This window comes from Agromyces sp. NPDC055658 (assembly GCF_053618155.1).
The window spans coordinates 1-24,093 of sequence record NZ_JBSHHD010000046.1; the positions used below are offsets into that span (position 1 = coordinate 1).

The 24,093-nt window shown below is 71.5% G+C and carries 17 protein-coding genes and 1 rRNA gene; 12 read left to right on the plus strand and 6 right to left on the minus strand.

Annotation, left to right across the window (positions count from 1 at the left end; genetic code table 11):
* Positions 1-88: ribosomal RNA gene (gene rrf / locus ACWGPE_RS16950) — 5S ribosomal RNA — on the plus strand; the annotation flags it as partial.
* 103 nt (positions 89-191) lie between these two features.
* Here rrf and ACWGPE_RS16955 read toward each other — a convergent pair.
* Positions 192-1,109 (minus strand): DMT family transporter, encoded by a 918-nt coding sequence (locus ACWGPE_RS16955; protein WP_275505131.1) that lies wholly within the window; start codon positions 1,107-1,109, stop codon positions 192-194.
* Between ACWGPE_RS16955 and ACWGPE_RS16960 the strand changes: the two genes are divergently transcribed.
* Positions 1,108-2,523 (plus strand): aminotransferase-like domain-containing protein, encoded by a 1,416-nt coding sequence (locus ACWGPE_RS16960; RefSeq protein ID WP_452049139.1) that lies wholly within the window; start codon positions 1,108-1,110, stop codon positions 2,521-2,523. The genes ACWGPE_RS16955 and ACWGPE_RS16960 overlap by 2 nt on opposite strands.
* Positions 2,524-2,567: 44 nt before the next feature.
* Here the strand turns inward: ACWGPE_RS16960 and ACWGPE_RS16965 are convergent, their stop codons facing one another.
* On the minus strand, positions 2,568-3,275 hold the full coding sequence (locus ACWGPE_RS16965; RefSeq protein WP_452049140.1) for a YceI family protein: 708 nt from the start codon (positions 3,273-3,275) through the stop codon (positions 2,568-2,570).
* A 118-nt stretch (positions 3,276-3,393) separates the two neighbouring features.
* Between ACWGPE_RS16965 and ACWGPE_RS16970 the strand changes: the two genes are divergently transcribed.
* A complete protein-coding gene (locus tag ACWGPE_RS16970) occupies positions 3,394-3,927 on the plus strand; it encodes a hypothetical protein (RefSeq protein WP_231429509.1) in 534 nt (177 codons plus the stop codon).
* 2 nt (positions 3,928-3,929) lie between these two features.
* Here the strand turns inward: ACWGPE_RS16970 and ACWGPE_RS16975 are convergent, their stop codons facing one another.
* Positions 3,930-4,973: an LLM class flavin-dependent oxidoreductase gene (locus ACWGPE_RS16975; protein ID WP_376930745.1), complete on the minus strand. Its 1,044-nt coding sequence runs from the start codon at positions 4,971-4,973 to the stop codon at positions 3,930-3,932.
* Between the two features lie 161 nt (positions 4,974-5,134).
* On the opposite strand from ACWGPE_RS16975, the gene ACWGPE_RS16980 reads away from it, so the two are divergent.
* The 5 genes from ACWGPE_RS16980 to ACWGPE_RS17000 all read left to right on the plus strand — a co-directional run bounded on the left by ACWGPE_RS16980 (position 5,135) and on the right by ACWGPE_RS17000 (position 14,522).
* A complete protein-coding gene (locus tag ACWGPE_RS16980; RefSeq protein WP_231429511.1) occupies positions 5,135-7,261 on the plus strand; it encodes a M64 family metallopeptidase in 2,127 nt (708 codons plus the stop codon).
* Positions 7,262-7,286: 25 nt separating this feature from the next.
* The gene (locus ACWGPE_RS16985; protein WP_231429513.1) at positions 7,287-8,012 is read left to right on the plus strand and encodes a hypothetical protein; all 726 of its coding nucleotides are present in this window, start codon (positions 7,287-7,289) and stop codon (positions 8,010-8,012) included.
* 176 nt (positions 8,013-8,188) lie between these two features.
* Complete coding sequence (locus ACWGPE_RS16990) at positions 8,189-10,405, plus strand: ATP-dependent Clp protease ATP-binding subunit (RefSeq protein WP_275505561.1); 2,217 nt, start codon at positions 8,189-8,191, stop codon at positions 10,403-10,405.
* 289 nt (positions 10,406-10,694) lie between these two features.
* The gene (locus ACWGPE_RS16995) at positions 10,695-13,940 is read left to right on the plus strand and encodes a M36 family metallopeptidase (protein WP_452049141.1); all 3,246 of its coding nucleotides are present in this window, start codon (positions 10,695-10,697) and stop codon (positions 13,938-13,940) included.
* Positions 13,941-14,057: 117 nt separating this feature from the next.
* A complete protein-coding gene (locus ACWGPE_RS17000) occupies positions 14,058-14,522 on the plus strand; it encodes an aromatic ring-opening dioxygenase LigA (RefSeq protein ID WP_231429519.1) in 465 nt (154 codons plus the stop codon).
* A 91-nt stretch (positions 14,523-14,613) separates the two neighbouring features.
* Here ACWGPE_RS17000 and ACWGPE_RS17005 read toward each other — a convergent pair whose 3' ends face one another.
* On the minus strand, positions 14,614-15,906 hold the full coding sequence (locus ACWGPE_RS17005; protein WP_231432234.1) for an MFS transporter: 1,293 nt from the start codon (positions 15,904-15,906) through the stop codon (positions 14,614-14,616).
* A gap of 122 nt (positions 15,907-16,028) precedes the next feature.
* Between ACWGPE_RS17005 and ACWGPE_RS17010 the strand changes: the two genes are divergently transcribed.
* Positions 16,029-16,502 (plus strand): heme-degrading domain-containing protein, encoded by a 474-nt coding sequence (locus ACWGPE_RS17010; RefSeq protein WP_231429520.1) that lies wholly within the window; start codon positions 16,029-16,031, stop codon positions 16,500-16,502.
* A 43-nt stretch (positions 16,503-16,545) separates the two neighbouring features.
* Here the strand turns inward: ACWGPE_RS17010 and ACWGPE_RS17015 are convergent, their stop codons facing one another.
* The gene (locus tag ACWGPE_RS17015; protein WP_452049142.1) at positions 16,546-20,265 is read right to left on the minus strand and encodes a discoidin domain-containing protein; all 3,720 of its coding nucleotides are present in this window, start codon (positions 20,263-20,265) and stop codon (positions 16,546-16,548) included.
* A gap of 250 nt (positions 20,266-20,515) precedes the next feature.
* Here ACWGPE_RS17015 and ACWGPE_RS17020 point away from each other — a divergent pair, with 250 nt between their 5' ends.
* Entirely contained in the window at positions 20,516-21,565 is a 1,050-nt protein-coding gene (locus ACWGPE_RS17020; protein WP_275505138.1) for a zinc-dependent alcohol dehydrogenase family protein, read from the plus strand.
* A 53-nt stretch (positions 21,566-21,618) separates the two neighbouring features.
* On the plus strand, positions 21,619-22,029 hold the full coding sequence (locus ACWGPE_RS17025; protein WP_275505139.1) for a TIGR03667 family PPOX class F420-dependent oxidoreductase: 411 nt from the start codon (positions 21,619-21,621) through the stop codon (positions 22,027-22,029).
* 39 nt (positions 22,030-22,068) lie between these two features.
* On the opposite strand, the gene ACWGPE_RS17030 is transcribed toward ACWGPE_RS17025, so the two are convergent.
* Complete coding sequence (locus ACWGPE_RS17030; RefSeq protein ID WP_231429524.1) at positions 22,069-22,575, minus strand: MarR family winged helix-turn-helix transcriptional regulator; 507 nt, start codon at positions 22,573-22,575, stop codon at positions 22,069-22,071.
* Between the two features lie 142 nt (positions 22,576-22,717).
* On the opposite strand from ACWGPE_RS17030, the gene ACWGPE_RS17035 reads away from it, so the two are divergent.
* A complete protein-coding gene (locus ACWGPE_RS17035; RefSeq protein ID WP_275505140.1) occupies positions 22,718-24,076 on the plus strand; it encodes an MFS transporter in 1,359 nt (452 codons plus the stop codon).
* The last annotated feature ends 17 nt before the right edge of the window (positions 24,077-24,093 follow it).

Below are 24,093 nucleotides of genomic sequence, written 5' to 3' on the forward strand. Positions count from 1 at the left end.
CGGACACATTCCGAACCCGGAAGCTAAGACTCGCAGCGCCGATGGTACTGCAGGGGGGACCCTGTGGGAGAGTAGGACACCGCCGGACATTCTTTCGAGAAGAGCCGCCAGCAGAGATGCTGGCGGCTCTTCTTGTTTAACGCCCCGTCTGCCCCGAGCCCACTGCTCGATTCAGTTCGGAGTGCGTAGCGCTACCGCGGAAGCAGTCGCGTGCGCACCGCCAGCGCTGCGCACGCGACGACCGCGAGCCCGCCGAAGAGGGTCGGCCAGCCGATCGGCTCGTTCAGGAGGAGTGCGGCCCACCCGATGTTCATGACCGGCTGTACGAGCTGCACCTGGCTGACCTGGGCCATCGGGCCGATCGCAAGGCCGCGGTACCAGGCGAAGAAGCCCAGGAACATGCTGACGACGGCGAGATAGGCGAAGGCCAGCCACTCGGCCGGTGTCGCCGCCGGCGGCTGCTGCGCGACCGAGACGCCGGTGAAGGCGAGCATGAGCGGCGCGGAGACCACGAGCGCCCACGAGACCGTCTGCCACGAGCCGAGCTCCCGCGCGAGCAGGCCGCCCTCGGCGTAGCCGATCGCCGCGGCGATGACGGCGCCGAACAGCAGCAGGTCGGACCACTGCAGCCCGCCGAGCCCGCCGTGCTGGAGTGAGGCGAACGCGATCGCCGCGATCGCCCCGAGGCCGGCGAAGAGCCAGAACGACCGCGCCGGCCGCTCCTTCGCCCGGATCACGGCTGTCACCGCGGTCGCCGCCGGCAGGAGGCCGACGACGACCGCGGCATGACTCGCAGGGGCCGTCGTGAGCGCGAACGAGCTCAGCAGCGGGAATCCGACGACGACGCCGCCCGCGACGACGGCGAGGCGAGCCCATTGCACGGCGGTCGGCCAGTGCTGACGCGTGAGCGCGAGGGCGGTCGCTGCCAGGGCGGCGGCGACGACCGCGCGCGCCGATCCGATGAAGAGCGGCGAGAGCCCGCCGACCGCGACGCGCGTGAATGGCAGCGTGAACGAGAAGGCGGTGACACCCAGGAGCCCCCACCAGAGTCCGGCGCGCCCTGAAAGCACTGTCGTCGAACGATGGATAACGCTACTCTGGCCTGTCATGAGTCAGAGTAGCACCGAGCGCATCGTCGCCGACCTGCGGGCATGGATCGCTGCGGCGCCGCCCGGGGCGCGGGTGCCGTCGAATCGGGCGCTCATGCACGAGTTCGGAGCGGGCCCGGTGACGGTGCAGAAGGCGATGCGGCAGCTCATCGCGCTGGGCCTCGTCGAGAGCCGGCCGGGCATCGGCACGTTCGTGCGTGCGACGCGCGCGGTTCGGCCCGCCGACTACGGATGGCAGACGGCGGCACTCGGCGCGCCGCCGTCGCGCACGGCCGCGCTGTCGGCGACGCACCGTCAGGTCGCACCCGACGCGATCGCGCTGCACTCGGGCTACCCGGCCCGCGAGCTGCTGCCCGAACGAGCCGTCCGCCAGGCGCTCGCCCGTGCGGCGAGGACCGACGCCGCCATGACCCGGTCGCCGGCTGCCGGCGTGCCGGAACTCAGGGCGTGGTTCGCGAACGAGCTCGCCGCCGCGGCTCCGGCCGGGGTCGCGCACGCGGCACCGCGCGATGCGCTGATCACTGCCGGTAGCCAGGGAGGTCTCAGCTCGATCTTCCGAGCGCTCGTGGGTGCGGGACGCCCGATGTTGATCGAGTCGCCGAGCTACTGGGGAGCGATGCTCGCAGCCGAACAGGCCGGCGTGGTGCTCGTGCCGGTGCCGACCGGGCCGGCCGGGCCGGACCCCGCAGCGGTCGAGCGGGCGTTCGCGGAGACCGGAGCGCGGGCCTTCTACGCGCAGCCGAACTTCGCGAACCCCACCGGGGCGAGCTGGCCGGTCGAGACCGGACGCGCTGTGCTCGAGACCGTCCGACGTCACGGCGCCTTCCTCGTGGAGGACGACTGGGCCCACGATCTCGGTATCGACGCCGGAGTCCGGCCCCTCGCCGCCCTCGACGACGACGGGCACGTCATCTACCTGCGCTCCCTCACGAAGAGCGTGTCGCCGGCGCTGCGGGTCGCGGCCGTGATCGCGCGCGGGCCCGCGCGCGATCGGATCGTCGCGGACCGCGCGGCGGAGGCGATGTACGTCAGCGGCGTCGTGCAGGCCGCGGCGCTCGACGTCGTCACCCAGCCGGGGTGGGCCGCCCACCTCCGCAGCCTCGGCGGGCAGCTCAGGGCGCGTCGCGACCTGCTGGTGCAGAGCCTCCGCGAGCATGCGCCCGACGTCCACGTCGAGGCGGTGCCCGCCGGCGGGCTCAACCTGTGGGCACGCCTGCCCGACGGCACCGACGTCGACGGTCTCGTCCGCGACGCCGAAGCCCGGGGCCTCGCGATCGCCCCGGGGCGCGAGTGGTTTCCCGCCGAGCCGTCGGGGCCCTTCGTGCGGTTGAACTACTCGGGCGCGGAGCCGGAGCGGTTCCCGGAGGCGGCGCGGATCCTGGCCCGGAGCCTCGCCGCCACGACGTCGGCCTGAGCACGTGCTCCGGCGCCGGCGCTCGGCTCAGATGGCTCGAGGACTCAGGCGCGCTCGAGCTCGAGCGAGAACTCGATGAAGCCGTCGGGTTCGACCGAGACGAATCCGAGGTTCGGCGCCTCGACCCCGTAGTCGGCGAAGGTGATCGGGATGCTGCCGGCGACCTGCCCGGTCGCACCGTCGAGCACGGCCTCGAGCTCGACGGTCACCTGCCGCGTCTCGCCGGCGAGGGTGAGTTCACCCGTGGCGGTGACCTGCTGCACCTCGCCGACGGCCGGCGCCTCGGCGACCGAGATCGGCTCGGTGAGCACGAAGGTCGCCGTCGGGAACTCGTCGGTGCGCAGCGCCGTCGAGCGGAAGTAGTCGTCGCGGTTGGCCGAGTCGGTCGTGATCGAGGCGACGTCGACCGTGAACTCGGCCCCGGTCAGGCTGAGCCCGTCGACCGTGAGCGTGCCGTCGACCTCTGCGGTGCGGCCGGTCACGGTCACATCGGTGCCGTTCAGCACCTCGTCGACGCGATAGCCCGCGTAGGAGCCGTCGGCCACGGTCCACTCGCCGCTGAGATCGGTCGTCGAAGCCGAGGCATCCGCGTCGCTCGAAGCGGTGGGCGCCGCGGTGACGCTGGGTGCTGCGTCGGCCTCGCCGACGATCAGGTCGCGGTAGACGATCGGGCCGGCGATCGCGGCGGTCGCGCCGAGGGCGAGTGCCCCGGCGACGATCGAGGCGATGATGATCTTCGTGCGCTTCTGCATGCGGCTCCTGCCGTGATGTCGTGCGTGCGGACTTCGAGCCTCGCGCATGAACGTATGAGAACGCATGGAATGGTCCGAGAAGGTTCCCAGATGACGGCGGATGTCGCAGACTTGCGCCATGAGCGATGACGCTGCCGTTGCGGGGCTCGCGAGCGACGACCCGACCGCCTCCGACCCGCACGTGCTCGGGCCGGGCCTCCTGCCGACGCCGTTCACGGCCGACGAGATCAGGGCGGCGAGCGGTGTCGGGAAGCTGATCCGACTGCTCGTCGAGCTTCCCGGCGGTGAGCGGTTCGAGCGCGTCAACCGGTTCAGCGGATGCGACCCGGAGGGCGCCACGCTCGAGCAGTGGCGCCTCGACGCCGCAGGCGACGTCGACGGGGCGGTGACGAACGAACGCGTGACGTGGCTCGAGCTGCAGGAGCATGCGGCGTTCCCGGCCGACCACACCGAGCGCACGACCGAGGTGATCGAGTCCCCGCTCGGCACGCTCGAGTGCCTTCGCTACGCCACGCGGCACGGCGACGCGGGATCGTCGGTGTCGGTCTTCTGGTTCGCGCCGGGCTATCCCGGCATGCCCGTCCGCTACGAGGTGCCGACGCCCTCCGGCGTCGTGCGCACGACGGTGGTGTCGGTCGAGGTCGAGCGCTGAGCTCAGCCGTCGGTCGTGGGCCGCCAGCCGAGGCTCGGGGCAACGTGCTCCGCGAACGCGGCGACGAGGCGCAGGTTGAACTCGACGCCGAGCTGGCTCGGGATCGTGAGCATGAGCGTGTCGGCCGACTGGATCGCGGCGTCGCGCTGCAACTGCTCGACGAGCTTGTCGGGCGTGCCGGCGTACGTCTTGCCGAACGTCGAGCGCAGGCCGTCGATGTAGCCGACGCCGTCGCCTTCCTCGCGGCCGCCGAAGTACAGCTCGTCCTCAGCGGTCGTGATCGGGAAGATCGAACGGCTCACCGATGTCCGCGGCTCGCCCGGGTGGCCCGCTTCGCGCCAGGCGGCGCGGAACGCCTCGAGCTGCTGCGCCTGCAGCTCGTCGAACGGGATGCCGCGGTCTTCGGTGAGCAGCGTCGACGACATGAGGTTGACCCCGACACGGCCCGCCCACTCCGCGGAGTCGCGGTTGCCGGCGCCCCACCAGATGCGCGAGCGCAGTCCGGGCGAGTACGGCTCGATCCGCTGCAGGCCGCCGGTGCCCGTGACGGGACCGGCGAACGGCGAGGAGCGGTCGGGCTCCGCGAGCCCCTCGCCCTCGATCGCCTGCAGGAACCGGGCGAAGTGGTCGCGTGCGATGTCCGCGCCGCGCGGGTCCTCCGAACCCGTGTACCCGAACGTCTCGTAACCGCGGACGACCGTCTCGGGTGATCCGCGGCTCACGCCGAGCGCGAGGCGGCCGCCGGAGATGAGGTCGACCGCTGCGGCGTCCTCGGCGAGGTGCAGCGGGTTCTCGTAGCGCATGTCGATGACGCCCGTGCCGACCTCGATGCGCGAGGTGCGCGCGGCGATGGCCGCGAGCAGCGGCATCGGCGACGCCTGCTGGCGGGCGAAGTGGTGCACGCGGAAGTAGGCGCCGTCGACCCCGAGCTCGTCCATGCCCTGCGCGAGGTCGATGGCCTGCAGCATCGAGTCGGCCGCCGACAGCTCGCGGCCGCCGCCGAGCGGGCCGTAGTGTCCGAACGAGAGGGTTCCGAAGCGTCGCATGTCAGAGCCAACGCGGTTCGGGGCGGGTGCATTCCGATGCATGGATGCCTCGGCTCAGGGCCATCCCCGATGCCGCGGTCCTGAATATCCCTCATGATCATCTCGTCAACTCAGGGAGCACGGCGGCGGAGTCCGCGGCTCAACGCGAAGGGCGGATGATCATGGCCGACAGCGTCACGGTCCTGCAGGACGTCGGATCGGGTGGGAAGACGCTCGCGATCCTCGGCGACGGGTTCGCCGCGGGCAACGATCAGACCGTCTACAACACGTACGTGCGCGACGTGGTGATGAAGCAGGTGTTCGGCAGCGGCTACTACAACGAGGATGCCGCGGCCTGGAACATCCGGCGGGTCAACCTCGAATCGGTGCACTCGGGCGCGAGCACGCGCACGTGGAACCTCAACGGCACCCCGTCGAACCTGGCCGACGACACCTCCACCGAGAGCATCTTCGACACCGCGCTCGGCATCATCTCGAACGGCGAGTGGTGGCACAACTGGTTCGAGAACGGCGCGAACACGAAGAAGCGCATCGACGACGCCGTCGCGAAGTGGGCTCCTGGCGCCGCCTTCACCCTCATCATCGTCAACTCGACGCTGCCGGGCGGCCTGCGCACCGGCTCAGTGCTCAAGGTCACGACGCAGGAGGGCTGGGACACGATCGCGCATGAGATGGGACACGGCTTCGGCGACCTCGAGGACGAGTACAGTGCGACCGGCAAGGGGGCGTACGGATCGGGCGAGCCCGCTCGGGTCAACGTCACGATCGAGACCAGGCGCTCCCGCCTGAAGTGGAAGCAGTTCGTGGCGGGCACGACGCCGGTGCCGACCGGCACGGGCGCGGCAGCGGGCTGGACCGCGGGCACGAAGCCCGCCGGGTGGGACGACGCGTCGGACGCCGGGCTCTTCGAGGGCGGCGCGACGTTCGAGACCGCCATCTTCCGCCCCGTGATCGACTGCCGGATGAACAGCAACACGCCCGACTTCTGCCCGGTCTGCTACACCGAGCTGAAGGACACCTACCACGGCCCGGCGAAGCACAGCTTCACGCGAGCGGTGCCGGGGCGGTTCACGTCGAGCCTCGGTTCGGAGTTCATCGGCGTGGAGGACCGGGCCCTGACCGTGTACCGCGCCAACGGCACCCGCTGGGCGCACAAGCGAACGACCGCCGCGATCGTGCCCGGCTCTTGGGAGATCAGGCCGGGCGACCGCTACTTGGCCGGCGACTTCGACGGCGACGGGCGGGACGAGCTCGTCGTCTACAACTCGACCGACTGGGTGTTCCCCTACCTCGCGCTGATCAAGGTCGACGCCGACGGGCGCATGCGCGTGCTCGCGCGCTACGACGGCGACATCCCCGGGTGGGGCGGGTTCGCGCGGCATGACGCGTTCCTCGTCGGCGACTTCGACGGCGACGGACGCGATGACCTGCTCGTCTCCAACTTCGATGACTGGTCGATGCCGTACGTGGCCACGCTCATCTCGACGGGCTCGGGGTTCTCGCAGTCGCACCGGTACGACGGGGACATCCCCGGTTGGGGCGGCCTCGCCGACCACGACGAGATCATGGTGGCGAACGTCGGCGGCACGAGCCGGGACGACCTGCTGATCTGGAACTCGCGCGACTGGTCGAGCGAGTACCTCGGCCTGTTCCGCATGCAGCGCGGCCTGTTCCGGTGCATCCGGATGTGGGAGGACGACCTGCCCGGGTGGGGCGGTTTCGCCGAGCACGACCGGTTCTTCGTCGGCGACTTCAACGGCGACGGCAAGGACGACCTCTACGTCTTCAACGGCTCGGACTGGGCGAACCCCTACCTCGGCATGTTCCGTTCGACGGGCAGCGACTTCGCGTTCGTGCGGATGTTCGACGGCGACGTCCCCGGCTGGGGCGGCATGCGCAGTCACGACCGCTTCCTCCCCGCCGACCTCACGGGCGACGGCAAGGTCGACCTGTTCGCCTGGAACATGGACGACTGGTCGCACGAATACGCGGGCCGCATGATCTCCAGCGGGTCGAACCTGTCGGCGGACTTCCGTGAGGATCGGGTCGGCGAGTGGCGACTCGGTTCCGTCGACCGGTTCGATCGGGTACCCGAGCGCCACCGGATCCGGGTGACGACGGCGCTCTCGAAATCGATCGTGATCGGACCGTTCACGAGGAAGGGGCCGGACCGCATCCTGGCCCACAACGCCGACTGGACGTCGACCTTCAGCGGCACGGCGCCGCTGGCCATGGACTGCATCTACCACCGGTGGGTGCACGACTACCGCTTCGGCCGCAACTGGTGAGCCGGGCACGAGGAGGGGCGAGATCATGGACGAGACCAGCGAGCGACCGCGCAAGCGGCTCGATGAGGAACCCGGCGGTGCGCGGCGCAACGCCGCCCGCCGAGGGCGGCTCAAGGACGGCCGGCTGCTGTCGGCCGCCCTCAAGGAGCGGACCGGACGCCCGAAGCCCGGCGTCGAGGCATCCCTCGCGCTGTACGGTGAGAAGACGCGGCGCAGGGATTGGGGGCCGCAGGTGGCAGCGCGAATCGAACCGAGCCCGGAGGCGAGGAGCGTTCGGCTGCGACTGGAGGTGGAGCGGGGCGAGATCCGCGTGCTCGACAGCACCGTCGTCGATGTCGCGCCGCCCGAGCAGGGCACGGTGCGCGGCACCGCGTTCATCGAGGTGAGGGCGGGCAAGGCCGTCGTCGCCCTGCAGGCCGTCGTCGACCCCGGGCTGAGCATCGGGATCCCGGACCGCACCGATCCCGACGACGCGTTCCGCGGGCACCGCGTCGTCGAGGAGGAGACGTGGGAGGCCGCGGTGCTCGTGCCCCTCGAGGCCGTCGCCGACCGCGACGCAGAGCTCTCGGTCTCGATCTACCGGGCGTCCGAGCGGTTGATCCTCGAGACGGCGTCGGAGTCGCCGCTCGCCCGACGCTCGCGTCGGGTCGAGGAGCTCGCGGCGTCGAAGCCGATGCGCGCCGCCGACCTGCCGCACCTCAGGACCGATCGCGACGGCCGCAAGCCGGAGCCGCGGGCGAGCGCCGACTGAGCGCCCGCACGGCGGTGCGCCGCGCGACGGCCGCCCCTCGGGCTAGCCACCCCGAGGCATCCGGTCTAGCGTGAAGCGCGGGGGAGATTCCGCGCGATTCCGGAATACCGACCCCCTTCGCAAAGTTGAGTTCAGTAGACTCAAGTTTTGAACGAAGGGACAATTGAGTGGCAAACATGCAGGGCGCGCCGAACTCGCAGGAGGAGCAGAAGTCGGCGCTCGAACAGTTCGGCGTCAACCTCACCGACCTCGCGAAGGCCGGCAAGCTCGACCCGGTGATCGGCCGTGACGCCGAGATCCGGCGCGTGAGCCAGGTGCTGACCCGTCGTACCAAGAACAACCCCGTGCTCATCGGCGAGCCCGGCGTCGGCAAGACGGCCGTCGTCGAGGGTCTCGCCCAGCGCATCGTCGCGGGCGACGTCGCCGAGTCGCTGAAGGACAAGCAGCTCGTCTCGCTCGACATCTCCGCGCTCGTCGCGGGCGCGATGTACCGCGGCCAGTTCGAGGAGCGGCTGAAGGCCGTGCTCAAGGAGATCAACGAGGCCGAGGGCGGCATCATCACCTTCGTCGACGAGCTGCACCTGCTCATGGGCGCGGGCGGCGGCGAGGGGTCCGTCGCGGCCTCCAACATGCTGAAGCCCATGCTCGCCCGCGGCGAGCTGCACCTCATCGGCGCGACCACGCTCGACGAGTACCGCGAGTACATCGAGAAGGACGCCGCGCTCGAGCGCCGATTCCAGCAGGTGTACGTCGGCGAGCCGAGCGTGGAGGACACGATCGCGATCCTGCGCGGGCTCAAGGGCCGCTACGAGGCCCACCACGGGGTCACGATCTCCGACGCCGCGCTCGTCGCCGCGGCATCCCTGTCGAACCGGTACATCACGGCGCGCCAGCTGCCCGACAAGGCCATCGACCTCATCGACGAGGCCATGTCGCGACTCAAGATGGAGATCGACTCGTCGCCCGTCGAGATCGACCAGCTCAAGCGCCAGGTCGATCGCATGAAGCTCGAGGAGCTCGCCCTCAAGAAGGAGAAGGACGACGCCTCGAAGGAGCGGCTCGCGAAGCTGCGCGAACAGCTCGTGTCGCTCGAGCGCGAGCTCGCCGAGCTCGAGGCACGGTGGGCGCGCGAGCGCCAGGGCCTCAACCGGGTCGGCGACCTCAAGAAGCAGCTCGACGAGGCGATCACCCAGCGCGACCTCGCACTGCGCGGCGGCGACTACCAGAAGGCCTCGCGGCTCGAGTACGAGACGATCAAGAACCTGCAGCGCGACCTCGAGGCGGCCGAGCAGGCGGATGCTTCCGGCAACGCCGGCGGCGAACCGCGCATGGTCAACGAGCAGGTCACCGACGAGGACATCGCCGCCGTGATCTCGGCGTGGACGGGCATCCCCGTCGGCCGGCTCATGCAGGGCGAGACCGAGAAGCTGCTGCACCTCGAGCAGGAGCTCGGCAAGCGCCTCATCGGCCAGAAGCGTGCCGTCGCGGCCGTCGCCGACGCGGTGCGCCGCTCGCGCGCCGGCATCAACGACCCGAACCGGCCGACCGGCTCGTTCCTGTTCCTCGGCCCGACCGGCGTCGGCAAGACCGAGCTCGCGAAGGCGCTCGCCGAGTTCCTCTTCGACGACGAGCGCGCCATGGTGCGCATCGACATGTCGGAGTACGGCGAGAAGTTCTCGGTGTCGCGCCTCGTCGGCGCCCCTCCCGGGTACGTCGGCTACGACCAAGGCGGGCAGCTCACCGAGGCCGTACGCCGTCGTCCCTACTCGGTGATCCTCTTCGACGAGGTCGAGAAGGCGCACCCCGAGGTGTTCGACGTGCTGCTGCAGGTGCTCGACGACGGTCGCCTGACCGACGGCCAGGGCCGCACGGTCGACTTCCGCAACACGATCCTCATCCTCACCTCGAACCTCGGCTCGCAGTACCTCATCGACCCGGCGCTGAGCTGGAGCGAGAAGGAGCAGGCCGTGATGCAGACGGTGCGGCAGGCGTTCAAGCCCGAGTTCGTGAACCGCCTCGACGACCTCGTCGTCTTCTCGGCACTCAGCGAGCAGGACCTCGCAGAGATCGTCAACCTCTACATCGACCGGCTCGGCGCCCGCCTGCACGAGCGCCGGCTCGAGCTCGGGGTCACCCCCGACGCGAGGGCCTGGCTCGCCGAGCGCGGCTACGACCCGCTCTACGGGGCGCGTCCGCTGCGCCGGCTCATGCAGCGCGAGATCGACGACCGGCTCGCCCGCGCCCTGCTCGACGGCAGCGTGCGCGACGGCGACGCGGTCGTGGTCGCGCTCGCGAGCGACGGCGAGTCGCTCACGGTGACGAGGGGCGAGAGCGCACCCGTCGCCGGCGACGCCGACGACGAGGTCGTCGAAGCCGAACTGCTCGACGACTAGCGCCGGCCACGAGGCATCCGTTCACCCGGGCGGATGCCTCGTGCCGTACGCCGACGCCATGCGGAACCGTCCTCGCACGGTCGCGGAGCCGTGCGCGATGGCCGACGAAACCTACCCCCAGTCCGGGGGAGTCGCGTGCCATCTGTCCCCCATTGCCGGGCGGCGCGTGTCCCCCACGAGTAACGTGACGGCCGGCTCGACCGAGGGCCACGCCGCGGGGCGACCGGGGGGATCGCTCCGCGGATCCCCGGGCGTCCCTCCGGAGGTCATCGTGTACCGTCCGACCGCCGTGGCTGCCGTCATCGCCGCGACCGCGCTCGTCATCAGCCAACCCGTCGCCGCCTTCGCGGCACCCGGCGCAGAGGCGCCGCCCGATCTCGGCGAGGAGTTCGGCGCCGCGCTCGTCACGCGCGACGGCGCGGGCGATGTCCGCTCGGTGCTCAACCCGACCGGCGCGCTCACCGGGCCGTCGGACGCGGACCCGGCCGAGCTCGTGCTCGGCTACCTCGCCGAGCACCGCGACGCGTTCGGGCTCGACGGTGCAGGGCTCGAGTCGCTCGTCGTCGACGACGTGATCACCGACCCGAACGGGGTCGCCTACGTGCAGCTGCGACAGTCCGTCGTCGGAATCCCCGTGCACCACGCCGTCGTCACCGCGAGCATCGACGCCGACGGGCGGCTCGTGCACGTCGGCGGCACGACCGCCGACGTCGCGCCCATCACGCCGGCGGCCCCCGAGGTGACCGCGGCGGAGGCGATCGCCGAGACGGCGGTCGTGGCCTCGGGCGCCGACGTCACCGCCGCCGACGTGCCGGCGGCCGCGCAGACCACCGAGCGCGAGGTCGTGGAGGTGCCGAACTCGATCGCCGTCGACGGGCTCGTCGAGCCGACCCCGCTGAAGGCGGAGCAGCGCTGGTTCATGGACGACGAGGGTCGCAGCCTGCGACTCGCGTGGGTCACCGACGTCGAGGTGTCGGGCGAAGTGTGGGTCGAGTCCGTCGTCGATGCGGCGACGGGCGAGGTGCTCGCCGAGACGAGCCGCTACGCCGAGGTCGGACCGGAGGGCGACGTCTTCGACGAGGAGCATCCCGAGGCGGCCGGCGCGTCGCGCGAGTTGCACCCGTTCTCGGGCATCAACGGCACCTGGGTCGACGACACCACGACGAGCGGCAACAACGTCGACGCGTACCGCGACCTCGACGACAACGACGCGAACGACGAGTACCAGCCGAGCACGCCCGCATCGGGCGACCCCGGCTACCAGGTCTTCGACGCCGCGTTCACCGACGCGTGGGCGACGAACTCGGACGGCAGTCAGGCGAGCCTCGACGCCGACCTCGACGCCATCATCACGCAGCTCTTCTACTACACGAACGTGATGCACGACTACACGTACGAGCTCGGGTTCACCGAGGCATGGCGCAACTTCCAGGTCGACAACTTCGGCAACGGGGGCAGCGACGGCGACCCCGTGCTCGCCGAGGCGCAGGACGGCTGGGACTTCGGCTGCCAGGACAACGCGATGCCGCCCAACGACATCCGCTGCATGAACAACGCGAACTTCGGTACGCCCGGCGACGGGTCGAGCCCGCGCATGCAGATGTACATGTGGTCGCTGCCGTTCCGGGACGGCTCGCTCGACGGCGACGTGATCGCCCACGAGTTCGGCCACGGCGTCTCGACGCGCCTCGTCGGCGGCGGCAGCTTCGACTACGGCGACGACCAGACGGGCGCCCTCGGCGAGGGCTGGAGCGACGTGATCTCGTTCCTGAAGTGGAACGACGCCGTCGTCGGCGAGTACGTCACCGGCGACGCGACGACGGGGGTGCGCAACGTCGCCTACGACACGTCGCCCCTCGTCTACTCGGACTACGACCCGTACGTGCCGGGGCCGAACATGTCGCCGCACGGCAACGGCACGATCTGGGCGACGATGGTGTACGCCGTGCGCGCGTTGCTCGGCGTGCCCGTCACCGAGCAGCTCGTGATCGACGGCATGAAGAACACGGCGGGCGGCGCGAAGCCGACATTCGTCGACGCCCGCAACGGCCTGCTCGCAGCCGACATCGCGACGAACGGCGGCGACCACGTCTGCGCCATCTGGTCGGCGTTCGCGCAGCGCGGGCTCGGCGAGGGTGCCGTCGCGGCCGGGGCGAACGGGCACGCCGCGCAGGTGAACGACGAGACCCTGCCCGCCGCGTGCGCGCCGACCGCCGACGCGGGCGGACCGTATGCGACCGACGAGGGCACGGATGTCGCGGTGACGGGTGCCGGCTCGAGTGCGGGCAGCGACCCGAGCGCGGGCGCGATCTCGGCCTGGGAGTGGGACTTCGACGGCGACGGCCAGTACGACGACGCCTTCGGGGTCAGCCCCTCGTTCGACCGGGTCGGCCAGGACGGCACGTTCACCATCGGGCTGCGGGTCACCGACCTCTACGGCAACACCGCGACCGACACGGCCGACGTCGAGGTGGCGAACGTCGCGCCGACGGTGTCGATCGACCCGGTCGCGCCGCTCGACGAGGCGACGCGCACCGCGACCATCACGGGCGTCATCACCGACCCGGGATGGCTCGACGACCTGTCGGCGACGATCGACTTCGACGACGGCGCCGGCCCGCATCCGCTGACGGGCGCCGAGGAGCACGCCCGGCCCGACGCGTCGCTCGCGTTCGAGACGAGCCACGACTACGGCGACAACGGGTCGTTCGAGGTGGAGGTCTGCGGCTCCGACGACGACACGACGACGTGCGGGTCGGTCGTCGTGGAGGTCGCCAACGTCGACCCGTCGATCGTGATCGACACCTCGGGCATGCAGACCTACGACGGCGTGCAGGCGTTCGTGCTCGATGCCGGGGGCAGCGCGACCGTACCCGTCACGACGACCGACCCGGGCAGCGACGACCTCACCGTCGTGTGGGACTGGGACGACGGCACCACGAGCGAAGCGACGTCGCTCGTGAACCCGCCGGTGCTCGATCCGCCGAAGTCGCCCACCGTGCAGCCGCGCGATGTCGACCTGTCGGCCGATCACGTCTACGCCGAGGCCTGCCTCTACGACCTCGTCACCGAGGTGACCGACGACGACGGCGGCTCGGACGCCGACGACGCCGCGATCGTCGTGGTCGGCGACGGCGAGAAGTCCAAGCAGCACGGGTGGTGGCTGGGCCAGGTGCGCGTGAAGAACGGCAACGACTTCACGACCGCCGAGCTCGAGTGCTACCTCGACATCGCCGTGTTCTTCAGCACCGTGCTCGACACCCCGCTCGACCGCGACGACGCCGCGGCGATCTTCCACTCGCCGCCGAAGAACGACGCGGCCGGTCAGTTCGATCAGTTCCTGCTCGCGGCGTGGCTCAACTTCGCGAACGGGTCGGTCGACCTCGCCACACCGGTCACGGTGCACGGCGTGGCGACGACGTGGGGTGAGGCGATGCTCGAGGTCGAGACGATCCGCACGAGCGTCTCGTCCACGCCGCAGGAGATCCGGCAGGCGAAGGGCGTGCTCGCATCGCTCGCGACGACGAGCGGCTGACTCGTCGGATCGTCGGCTGCGAGGCATCCGCACAGCGGAGCGGATGCCTCGCCGCCTCTGTCCACGCGGCCGGGGAGTCGCTAGCCTTGGCACCGAACGCGGTTCGAAGGGGGCGACGTGACCGAGGAGTTCGAGACGGGCGGAGCGGTGCTCAGCCGTACGCAGGTGAACGTGGTGCGACTGACCGGCCTCGCGGGGATCATCGGGGGGATCCTGCTGATCGTCGTGGCCGTCGTCGCGTGGGTGGGTGTCTCGTCGCAGTTGCGCGCCGAGAACATCGTCATCCCCGATGACGCGCCGATCTTCGCTGGCAAGGTGGTCGACGGACCGATCGACGCGTACGTGCAGGCGGGGGTCATCGACATGCACGCCCGCGACATGGCCGACGGCAAGACCTACTCGGAGCTCGATCAGGACGACCCGCTGCGCACCACCGTGATGAACGCCTCGTTCCTGCGCGCGTCGCTGTTCACCTCGGTCATCGCCTTCGGCATCGCGCTGTTCGCGGGCGGCGTCGGCGTGCTGTTCCTGTTGTTCGGCTGGTCGCTGCGGGTGCTCGTGCCGCCCCTGCCGAAGCGGTAGCGGGTTCGGCGGACCGCTGCCGAAGCGGTAGCGGGTTCGGCGGACCGCGCGATGACGGGCCGCGTGCGCGGGTTCGCGGACCCCGCCGGGTTCAGCCCGCCGCCGGGCCGGCCGGCGACGCGCTCGGGTCGGTCGCCGGCTCTGGCGACGGCTCGGCGACGCCGTTCGCCGACGCGGGTACCCGGCGCTCGAGCGCGAGCGCGAGCACCATGATCAGCACGCAGCCGGCGACCATGGCGGCGATGAACCACGCGCCCTGCCCGACGCCGAGCAGCACGCCGGCGACGACCGGCCCCGTGATCGCGCCGCCCTGGAACGCCGCGGCGTTGATCGCGTTGTAGCGGCCGCGGTTTCGGTCGTCGGCGAGGTCGTTGTAGATCGCCGGCACGGTCGGCTGCAGCATCGTCTCGCCGAAGGCGAAGATGCCCATGAACGCGAGCACGCCGATCGCGGCGGCGAGCGAGTCGGGCAGCAGCCCGGTCGCACCGAGCACGAGCCACGAGAGGGCCCAGACCGCGGCCATCACCTGCATCACCCGGGTGCGGCGGTGGCCCGCGATGAGCTTCAGGACGGTGAACTGCAGCAGCACGATGACGGCGGTGTTGACGGCGAACGAGAAGCCGACGACCTGCGTCGACACCTCGGAGACCTGGCGCGCGTACGCGGGGAACCCCGCCTCCATCTGGCCGTAGCCGATGAACACCGAGATGAAGGTGACGAGCGTCAGCCAGAGCACGGCCGGGCGCTTGAGGATCTCGCGGTAGCCGCCGACCGGAGCCGCGTGCTCGTCGGGCTCGGCGTGCGTGCGCACGTGCCGCAGCGGCCCGAGCAGCAGCGCCATGGGGATGAGGCTCGTCGCCGCGTCGACGAGGAAGATCGCGGTGAACGTGTCGGGGTTGTCGACGTCGACGAAGAAGCCGCCGATGATGCCGCCCACGCCGATGCCGAGGTTGACGAGCGCGAAGTTGACGCCGAAGTACTGCTGGCGCAGGTCGCCCTCGACCACGGTCGCGATGAGGGCGTTGAAGCCTGGCCACGAGACGCCGAAGTTGATGCCGATGAGCACGAGCGCGACCGCGGCGACCGCGGGCGTCGTCGCGAAGGCGAGCAGCGTGCAGCCCGCGATCATCGCGACGAGACCCACAATGAGCACGATCTTGGCGCCGAACCGGTCGATGAGCGTGCCGCCGGGCCCCGTGACGACGAGCCCGGTGATGGCGATGAGGCCCATGAGCGTGCCCGAGACGCCGAGGTCGAACCCGCGCACCTCGTGCAGGTAGATGATCGTGAACGGCAACGTCAGGCCGCGGCCGAGGGTCTGGATGGCGACGGTCGACAGCAGCCAACGCCCCTCGGTCGGCAGGGCGGCCCAGAACGATCTCATGCCGGTCACTCGGACATCTTGGCGGATGCCGCCGACATCCCGCGAACCCGGACTGCGGCAGGGCGGATGGTCGCGTCCCGCGTGCGGCTCCGGCACCGATCGGTCGGAGGTACGCTTCGAGCATGACTGCCCTGCTCGACCGCCTCGAGGCGGAGCACGACGAGTTGCGGTTCGCCGCGTTCACCCTCGACGACGCCTGGCGGCTCGGCTCCCGGCTGCGCACGATCGCGGCCGAGCGCGGCCTGCCGATCGCGATCGCGATCTGGTTCGGGCCGCAGCGCGTCTTCCACGCCGCGCTGCCCGGTGCGAGCGCCGACAACGACGGCTGGCTCGACCGCAAGCACCGCGTCGTGGAGCGCTACGGCAAGTCCTCGCTGCTGGTCGGCGAGGAGTTCCGCGCGAAGGGCGAGGACTTCGACACCCACGCCCGCCTCGACCCGCAGCTGTTCGCCGCCCACGGCGGCGTGCTGCCGCTGCGGCTCGTCTCGGGCGCGGTGATCGGCGCCGTCGGCGTCTCGGGGCTGCCGCAGCTCGACGACCACGAGCTCGTCGTCGCGCAGCTCCGCGCGATGCTCGGCGAGGCGCGCGAGCGGTGACGGCCCGGGCGGCGCACGTCGACGCAGCCCGAGCCGCCGACGGTCACCGACTCAGCTGCACGCCCCGAGGGTGGTCGACCGCCCCCGGAACGAGTGCGCGCAGTGCGATCAGACCGGGGTCGCCCTCGGCCCATTCGGTGGTCAGCGCGACGTACCGCGCGGTCGCGTCGACCGCCACCGACCCGCGCGTCGCGCCGGCCTCGAGCGAACCGACCTCGCGGAACGTGATGCCGTCGTCGCTCACCGAGACGATCGCCGCCGGGGCCCCGTCGCCGTCCCACAGCGTGGTGACGGTGCCGATCTGGTGCGCCGAGCCGAGGTCGGCGACCATGCGGCCGTCCGCCCCCGGGGTCCACGCGGTGCCGGCGTCGCCGTCGACCGCGCCCTGCGGCGAGGTCATGCCCTCGGGCAGCACGGACGCCGGGAACGTGAGCGCCGCGAGCGCCAGGTCGGGCACCGGGAACGCGGTCGCGCCCGGGAACGACGCCGGCGCCGCGACCTTCGGCTTGCCGATCGGCAGCGTCCGCGTCTCGCCGGTCTCGACGTTCGTGACGTCGATCGTCTTCACGGCTCCCGCTCCGGCATCCCCGCCGTCGGGCCGCGCGACGCGCACCGTGCGGCCGTCGAGCACCGACACCGCGACACCGGCCGCCCGGACCGCGGCCGCGGTCTTCACCGCGGCTCGCGGAGCGAGCACGACCGCGTCGCCCGCGGGCACCGTGACGGTGAGGGTCGAGGCATCCGGCCCGAGCACCTGGTCGCCGGCGAACAGCGCCACGGTGTCGCCGACGTAGGGGACCGCGACGTCGGTCGTGACGTCGGCCCCGGTGAGGTTGAAGGCGGTGAGGTAGCCGCCGAGCGAGCTCACGAGCAGTCCGTCGGCGCTCGGCTGCGGCGCGGCATCCTGCGCGGCCGTCGCGGCGGCGTCGCCCGGCACCATCTCGACGAGCATCGGACGGTCGCCGCCGCCGAGCCGAAGGGTGTTGATCCCCTCCTTCTCGCTCGACACGGTGATCGGCGCCTGCCCGCCGCGCACGACGTAGCCGGCCGCGCCTTCGACGTTGATCCACGACCCCTCGGTCGTGGCGACCTGGTCGCCCGTGTAGCGGAAGCTCGCGGCATCCTGCCACGTCTCGCCGTCCGCCGACACCTGGATGCGGTACTCGCGACCGGCCGATGCCTCCCAGCCCAGCTGCACCTGCGCGATCGCGGTGGGAGCGCCGAGATCGACCTGGATCCACGAGTCGGCCCGGGTGCGGTCGGCACGCGACACGGCCCAGCGCGAGGCCGGGTCGCTGTCGGTCACGCTCGACGGGGCACGACCCGTGTCCGAGCTCGATGCCGTCGCCGGCTTGCCCGCCGCCGCGTCGACGCCGGTCGCCGTCAGTGCGCGCATCGTGAAGAGGGAGTAGCCGTAGGCGGGGTCGCCCTGCACCCCCTGCATGCGCACGAACCTCGCCTCGACCGGAGCCGGGGCGGTCGCGCCCGCCGGCGTCAGGTCGACGGTGTCGAGGCGTGCGACGTTGGCGTCGGCACTGCCGGTGTAGGCGGTCTGCGTGGTCCAGGTCCGGCCGTCCGACGAGGTCTGCACGAGATAGCGCTCACCGGCGCTCACCTCCCAGGCCAGTCGCACCGAACCGACGCTCTTCTCCGCACCCAGGTCGACCTGGATCCAGGAGTCCGCACGCGTGCGCTCGGCGACGGCGACGGCCCAGCGGGTGGCGGGGTCGGCATCGGTGACCGTCGAGGCCCGACGGGCGGGGTCCTCGCTCGAGGCGGTCGCGAGGCGTCCGGCGGCCAGGTCGGTCGCGGCCTCCGCGCCCGTCCCGTAGGCGTGCAGCGAGTACAGCGAGTAGCCGTAACGGGCGTTGCCCTGCTGGCCCTGGATGCGCACGAAACGCGCCGACACGGGATCGAACGACAGGTCGTCGATCCGGGCGGCGTTCGCGTCGGCCGGGTTCGGCGGCGTCACGACGGGCAGGGTGTCGGTGGCCGACCCCTCGGCCGTGTAGTAGGTGCGCGACCCGTCGAGGCCGTTGTAGCCGCCGAGGTCGAGGTTGCGCACCGAGACGGTGCCGTCCTGCCAGCCGGCGCCGGTCGAGGCGTACAGTGCCGCCCCGTTCGGCAGCGTCACCTGGCCCGCGTAGCCGCCGCCGATCCGGAAGACGGATGCCGTGCCCTCGAAGCCGTCGCGCGGCGCGGTGTAGGTGCTCGTCCGCCGCTCGTCGACGGTCGCCGCCGAGTTCGGGTACAGGTACGGCGTCGAGCCCGACAGCGCGAACAGCCACGAGTCGTGGCCCGGAACCCAGGGGAACTTGAGGAAGCCCTTCTTGCTGGATGCCGCCGCCCACGCGTTCGCGGACTGCTGCACCGAGAGACCGGGGCCGGCGCCGAAGTCGCGCACCCCGGCGAGTCGGGCGAAGAACTCGTCCTGCGGCGCGGGCCGGACGACGCCCTCCGCCGATTCGGCGGCCTCGACGTGCAGCAGGTACGAGATCGCGATCTCGGCGCGCGCCTCGGGTTCGTACTTGGGCTCTCCCGAGAACTTGGCCAGCCGGTCGACCGGCGGGTACGCCTGGTAGGCCTCGAGCGACGCGGCCATGTTCGCCTCGGCGCGCACGGCGTCGGGGTCGCGCAGCACCTGACCGAGGAACGCCATCGGGATCACGTCGCGGCCGTAGAGGTACTCGCGGTCGTTGACCATCGGCATGAACGGCTCACCCTGATTCGACATCACCATCTTGATCGACCGCCAGAGCTCGGCCGAGTTCGGCTGGTGCTTCAGGTACTCGGGGATGGGCTGGTCGTTCAGGATGAACTGGATCGCGTTGCGCCCGCCCGAGCGCCAGATGTCGGACTGGTAGTGCGGGCCGAACGACCCGTGGTTCTCGACGAGGTACGTGTCGTAGATCGTCTGCATCGTGTTCGTCGACACCGGCTTCCCGGCGACGACGGCCGGGTTGTTGAGGTCGGCGGTGGGCTGGCCGGCGGCGTTGCGGGCCCAGTCGCCGAGCTGCTCGTTCCAGCGCGAGGCGTCCGCATGGTCGGGTGCCCAGGCGAGACCCGGCGCGAGCGCCTGGGTGTACACGCCCGCCTCCTCCTGCGCGGTGTCGCCCGCGTGCTTGCCGGTGGGCCAGTCGGCCGTCCACGAGCCCGACAGCGGGTCGTCGCCGTAGTCGAGGTCGGCGGTGTAGGCCGACTGCCCGACGGCGATCGTCTCGAGGTTCTTCTGCGTCGTGGCGTCGAGCCGATCCCACAGCACGCGGCCCGCGTCGAGGAAGTACGACTGGAACGTGGAGTCCCAGAACATCCGCTTGCCCCAGGTGCCGTTCGGGTCGACGAAGCGGTTCTTGGCGGCGTAGTAGCGGATCGTGTCGATCGTGCGCTGGGTGAGCTGGTCCTTCGAGATGCCGGCGATCTCGGCGTCGTAGTCTCCGTGCGTGACGATCACGGCGTTGCCGAGCACGACCGCGAAGTTGAAGTCCTTGGACTGGTACGCGTTGATCGCCGGATCCCACACCGAGTTCACCCAGCGCGTGTGGCGCAGCAGTGCGGCGTAGTAGTCGGCCGCGATCTCATCGGGGGCGCCGAAGGCGGCGGCGTTCGCGACGGGGGCGGCGGATGCCCGGGCTGCGGGCGCGAGGGCGGCGGGCGCGAGGGCGGCGAGCGGTGCGGCGAGGGTCGCCGCGACGGCGAGGGCGACGGTGCGGCGCCATCGGAGCGTCTTCGCGCGAAGAGCGGGTGCGGGGCCGGAGGGGGCCATGGGTGTCTCCTGGATTCAGCGGGCCTTCGGGGTGCCACATGCGGATTCGACAGGAGTCGCATCGTGAGAGATCTCGATATGACAACGCTGTCAGAGTGGGTTCGCTCAGAGTAGCCCGGGGTCGGCGGGGCGTCAAGACGTGCCGCTGTCTCGGTCGGGCGCCCCCCGGCGGATCGCCGGGCGGCGCTTCGTGCCGACGGGGCGGCCGGCCAGGGGTGCCCGGGCTCGAACCGGGAATAGGCTCGAGGGCATGCTCGCCACCGTCATCCACGCTCCCCGGGACATCCGCGTCGAGACCGTGCCCGACCCCGTCATCACGACCGGCGACGACGCGATCGTGAAGGTCGTCGCCGCGTGCGTCTGCGGCTCGGACCTCTGGCCGTACCGCGGCATCACGCCGACGAAGGAGCCGCGCCGCATCGGCCACGAGTTCATCGGCGTCGTCGAGGCCGTCGGCGACGACGTCGTGGGCGTGCAGGTCGGCGACTTCGTGATCGCGCCGTTCTACGTGTGCGACAACACCTGCGTGAACTGCCGCAACGGGGTGTCGACCTCGTGCCTGGGCGGCGGCTGGTGGGGCGGCGACGACCGCAAGGGCGCCTTCGCCGACGCCGGCCAGGGCGAGCGCGTGCGCGTGCCGCTCGCCGACGGCACCCTCGTCGTCGTGCCGGGGCCGGTGCGCGACGAGCAGGTGCCCGGCCTCCTCACCCTCTCGGACGTCATGGGCACCGGACACCACGCGGCCGTCTCGGCGGGCGTCGGGCCGGGCGACTCGGTCGCCGTCGTCGGCGACGGGGCGGTGGGCCTCTGCGCGATCATCGCAGCGAAGCGGCTCGGTGCCGGCACGATCATCGCCATGAGCCGCCACCCCGAGCGGCAGGCGCTCGCCCGCCGGTTCGGCGCGACCCACATCGTCGCCGAGCGCGGCGCCGAGGGCATCGCCGCGGTGCGCGAGCTCACGGGCGGCATCGGCGCCGACCGCGTGCTCGAGTGCGTGGGCACCGAGGAGTCGATGGACCAGGCGCTCCGCTCGGCCCGGCCCGGCGGCATGGTCGGCTACGTCGGGGTGCCGAACGGAGGCCCCGAGCTGCCGGTGCGCCAGCTCTTCAACACGAACGTCGGCGTGAACGGCGGCGTCGCACCCGTGCGCGGCTACATCGAGGAGCTGCTGCCCGACGTCCTGTCGGGCGCCATCGAGCCGGGCCTCGTGTTCGACGTCGAGCTCCCCCTCGCCGAGGCCGCAGAGGCGTACGCCGCGATGGACGAGCGGCGCGCGATCAAGGTGCTGCTGCGCCCGTAGGGCGCGGCGAGCAGATCGAGACCGGCCGCGAACGAGCCCGAGGAGAGGCATCCATGTCGAAAGAACTGAAGCTGAGCGACCGCGTCATCGAGCGCCTCGAGACGGAGGAGACCATCTGGCTCACGACCGTGAACCAGCATGGAACCCCCGTGCCGACGCCCGTGTGGTTCGTGTGGAACGAGGGTGAGCTGATGCTGCTCTCGAAGCCCGACACGCCCAAGCTCGCGAACCTCGCCCGCAACCCGCGCACCGCCCTGCACTTCAACACCGATGAGGTCGGCGACGACGTCGCGGTGTTCACGGGGTCGGCCGAGATCGGCGAGATCGGCGATCGGCCCGAGTGGCCGCGGTACGCCGAGAAGTACGCCGAGGCGATCGAGCGGATCGAGTACACGCCCGAGCGCTACATCGCCGAGTACTCGGTGCCCGTGCGGGTGACGGTCGAGCGCGTGCGCTCCTGGTAGCGGGTCTCGGGACGGCTCGCCGCCCGACCGCCGGTCGGGCTACGCCTCGACGTCGTCGAGGCGGGCGATCACGACCTCGAGCAGGCGGGCGAGCTCGATGCGCTCGTCGTCGCTCAGGTCTTGCAGCACGTCGGTCTCGACGACCGACGAGCCGCGGATCGCGAGGCTGAACAGCTCCCACCCCTCGTCGGTGAGGCTGATGTAGGTGCGGGTGCGGTTCTCGGGGTCGGGCGTGCGCTCGACGAGCCCGCGCTCGGCGAGCTTGTCGAGCCGGTGCGTCATCGACGAGGGCGCGACGTTCGTGAGGTCGGCGAGCTGGCTCGGCGTGAGCGCCTCGCCGGCCTTCGCGAGTGAGGTGACGACCGCCCACTCGCCGGCGGCGATGTCGAGGTCGGCGAGCTGGCGCACGTACCACTGGTCGAGCTTCTTGGTGAGGCTCTGCACGGCGGTGATGACGCGCTGCACCGACTCCTCTCCGCCCGCGGCGACGTACGTCGCGACCGCGCGACGGTGCAGTTCGGGGGCGCTCGGGGTTCGTCGGGGCATACGGGAATTCTCTCACGCATATTTCGGTTGCTAATATTTCGATATCGAATACTTCGCATTCGAAGGGTGAGGGATGCTTCGCCGCCGGCGTCGGCGCGAGGCATCCCTCTGCTCGTCGAGACCTCGGGAGGAGGACACCACCATGCGCGCGCGACTGCTCATTCTGGCCAGCGCCATCGGATCGCTCGGTTGGGGAGCGGTGCTGCCCTACCAGTACGCCTATGCGGCCGACACCCGCGGCTGGGGTGCCCTCGTCGCCGCCGGCGCCTCGTCGCTGTTCTCGATCGGCGCGCTCGTGGCGGCCCCGCTCGCCGGGCGGCTCGCCGACCGCTTCGACCCCGTGAAGGTCGCCGTCATCGCGCAGCTGATCGGCGCCGCGGGCGTCGCCTCGCTCGTCTGGGTCGACGTGCCCGCGCTCTTCCTCGCCGGCATGCTCGTGTTCGGCCTCGGACTCTCGGCCGCCGTGCCCGCCAAGCAGGTGCTCGCCCTGCAGTGGTCCTCGGGCGACGACCGGCGCAAGGTGTTCGCCTACAAGTTCACCGGCGAATCGCTCGGCATGGCCGCAGGCGCGTTCCTCGCGGGGCTCGTCGTCGACCTCGACCGGGCCGACGGGCTCGACGTCGGCTTCGCCATGGCGGCCGGCGGGTTCGTGCTGTCGTCGGCGATCATCGCGCTCGCCGGGCGGGTGCGGCAGGCGGGGCTCGTCGGTGCCGGCGTCGGCACCGCGACCGGTCGCGTGGCCGCGCACACGGGCGCGTTCTCGGCGCTCGACGCGGCGACCGGGGCGATCGCCGCGGTCGACCTCGACGGCGACGGGCACCCCGACGGCGCGGCGCGCTCCCGCGGGGCGCTGCGCAGGATCTTCGCCGAGCCCGCCATGCGCTGGACGGCCGTCGTCACGGTCGCCCTCGCGCTCGGCTTCTACGCCCAGTTCGAGTCGGGGCTGCCCGCCTACGGCATCACCGTGCTCGACGTCGACCCCGCCGCGATCGGCATGGCGGCGGCGGTCAACTGCCTCGTCATCGTCGCGCTGCAGGTGATCGTCGTGAAGCTCACGGCGAAGCGCAGCGCGCCGGTGCTGCTCATGGCCGTGGGCTCGATCTGGGTCGTGTCGTGGCTCATCCTCTCTGCGGCGCAGTTCGCACCCGGCATCGCCTCGGCGCTGTTCGTCATGACCTACGGCATCTTCGCCGTCGGCGAGACGATCTACAGCCCCGTGCTCAACCCGCTGACGGCGCAGCTCGCGCCCAAGGGCATGGTCGGCCAGACGCTCGGCACCATCGGCGCGATGCAGACCGCGTTCTCGGCGGCCGGGCCGCTCGTCGCGGGCGTGCTGCTCGGCGCCGGGCTCACCGACGTCTTCCTCGGCATGCACGTGGTCGTGAGCGTCGTCGCGGTGTTCGCGGCGTGGCGCATCAAGAAGGCGCTCGACCGCAAGCGCGAGCCCGCGGCACGGCGCGACCCGTCGCCGACCACCCCGGTCGACCTCGTCGGGGCCTGACGCGTCGGGGGGGGGGG

Excerpts from the sequence above, each read along its gene's own strand:
- ACWGPE_RS16955 (WP_275505131.1), bottom strand. The coding sequence starts at position 1,109 with ATGACAGGCCAGAGTAGCGTTATCCATCGTTCGACGACAGTGCTTTCA.
- ACWGPE_RS16970 (WP_231429509.1), top strand. The coding sequence starts at position 3,394 with ATGAGCGATGACGCTGCCGTTGCGGGGCTCGCGAGCGACGACCCGACC.
- ACWGPE_RS16990 (WP_275505561.1), top strand. The coding sequence starts at position 8,189 with ATGCAGGGCGCGCCGAACTCGCAGGAGGAGCAGAAGTCGGCGCTCGAA.
- ACWGPE_RS17020 (WP_275505138.1), top strand. The coding sequence starts at position 20,516 with ATGCTCGCCACCGTCATCCACGCTCCCCGGGACATCCGCGTCGAGACC.
- ACWGPE_RS16960 (WP_452049139.1), top strand. The coding sequence starts at position 1,108 with ATGAGTCAGAGTAGCACCGAGCGCATCGTCGCCGACCTGCGGGCATGG.
- ACWGPE_RS16965 (WP_452049140.1), bottom strand. The coding sequence starts at position 3,275 with ATGCAGAAGCGCACGAAGATCATCATCGCCTCGATCGTCGCCGGGGCA.
- ACWGPE_RS17010 (WP_231429520.1), top strand. The coding sequence starts at position 16,029 with ATGACTGCCCTGCTCGACCGCCTCGAGGCGGAGCACGACGAGTTGCGG.
- ACWGPE_RS16980 (WP_231429511.1), top strand. The coding sequence starts at position 5,135 with ATGGCCGACAGCGTCACGGTCCTGCAGGACGTCGGATCGGGTGGGAAG.
- ACWGPE_RS17035 (WP_275505140.1), top strand. The coding sequence starts at position 22,718 with ATGCGCGCGCGACTGCTCATTCTGGCCAGCGCCATCGGATCGCTCGGT.
- ACWGPE_RS16975 (WP_376930745.1), bottom strand. The coding sequence starts at position 4,973 with ATGCGACGCTTCGGAACCCTCTCGTTCGGACACTACGGCCCGCTCGGC.
- ACWGPE_RS17025 (WP_275505139.1), top strand. The coding sequence starts at position 21,619 with ATGTCGAAAGAACTGAAGCTGAGCGACCGCGTCATCGAGCGCCTCGAG.
- ACWGPE_RS17030 (WP_231429524.1), bottom strand. The coding sequence starts at position 22,575 with ATGCCCCGACGAACCCCGAGCGCCCCCGAACTGCACCGTCGCGCGGTC.
- ACWGPE_RS17015 (WP_452049142.1), bottom strand. The coding sequence starts at position 20,265 with ATGGCCCCCTCCGGCCCCGCACCCGCTCTTCGCGCGAAGACGCTCCGA.
- ACWGPE_RS16985 (WP_231429513.1), top strand. The coding sequence starts at position 7,287 with ATGGACGAGACCAGCGAGCGACCGCGCAAGCGGCTCGATGAGGAACCC.
- ACWGPE_RS17005 (WP_231432234.1), bottom strand. The coding sequence starts at position 15,906 with ATGAGATCGTTCTGGGCCGCCCTGCCGACCGAGGGGCGTTGGCTGCTG.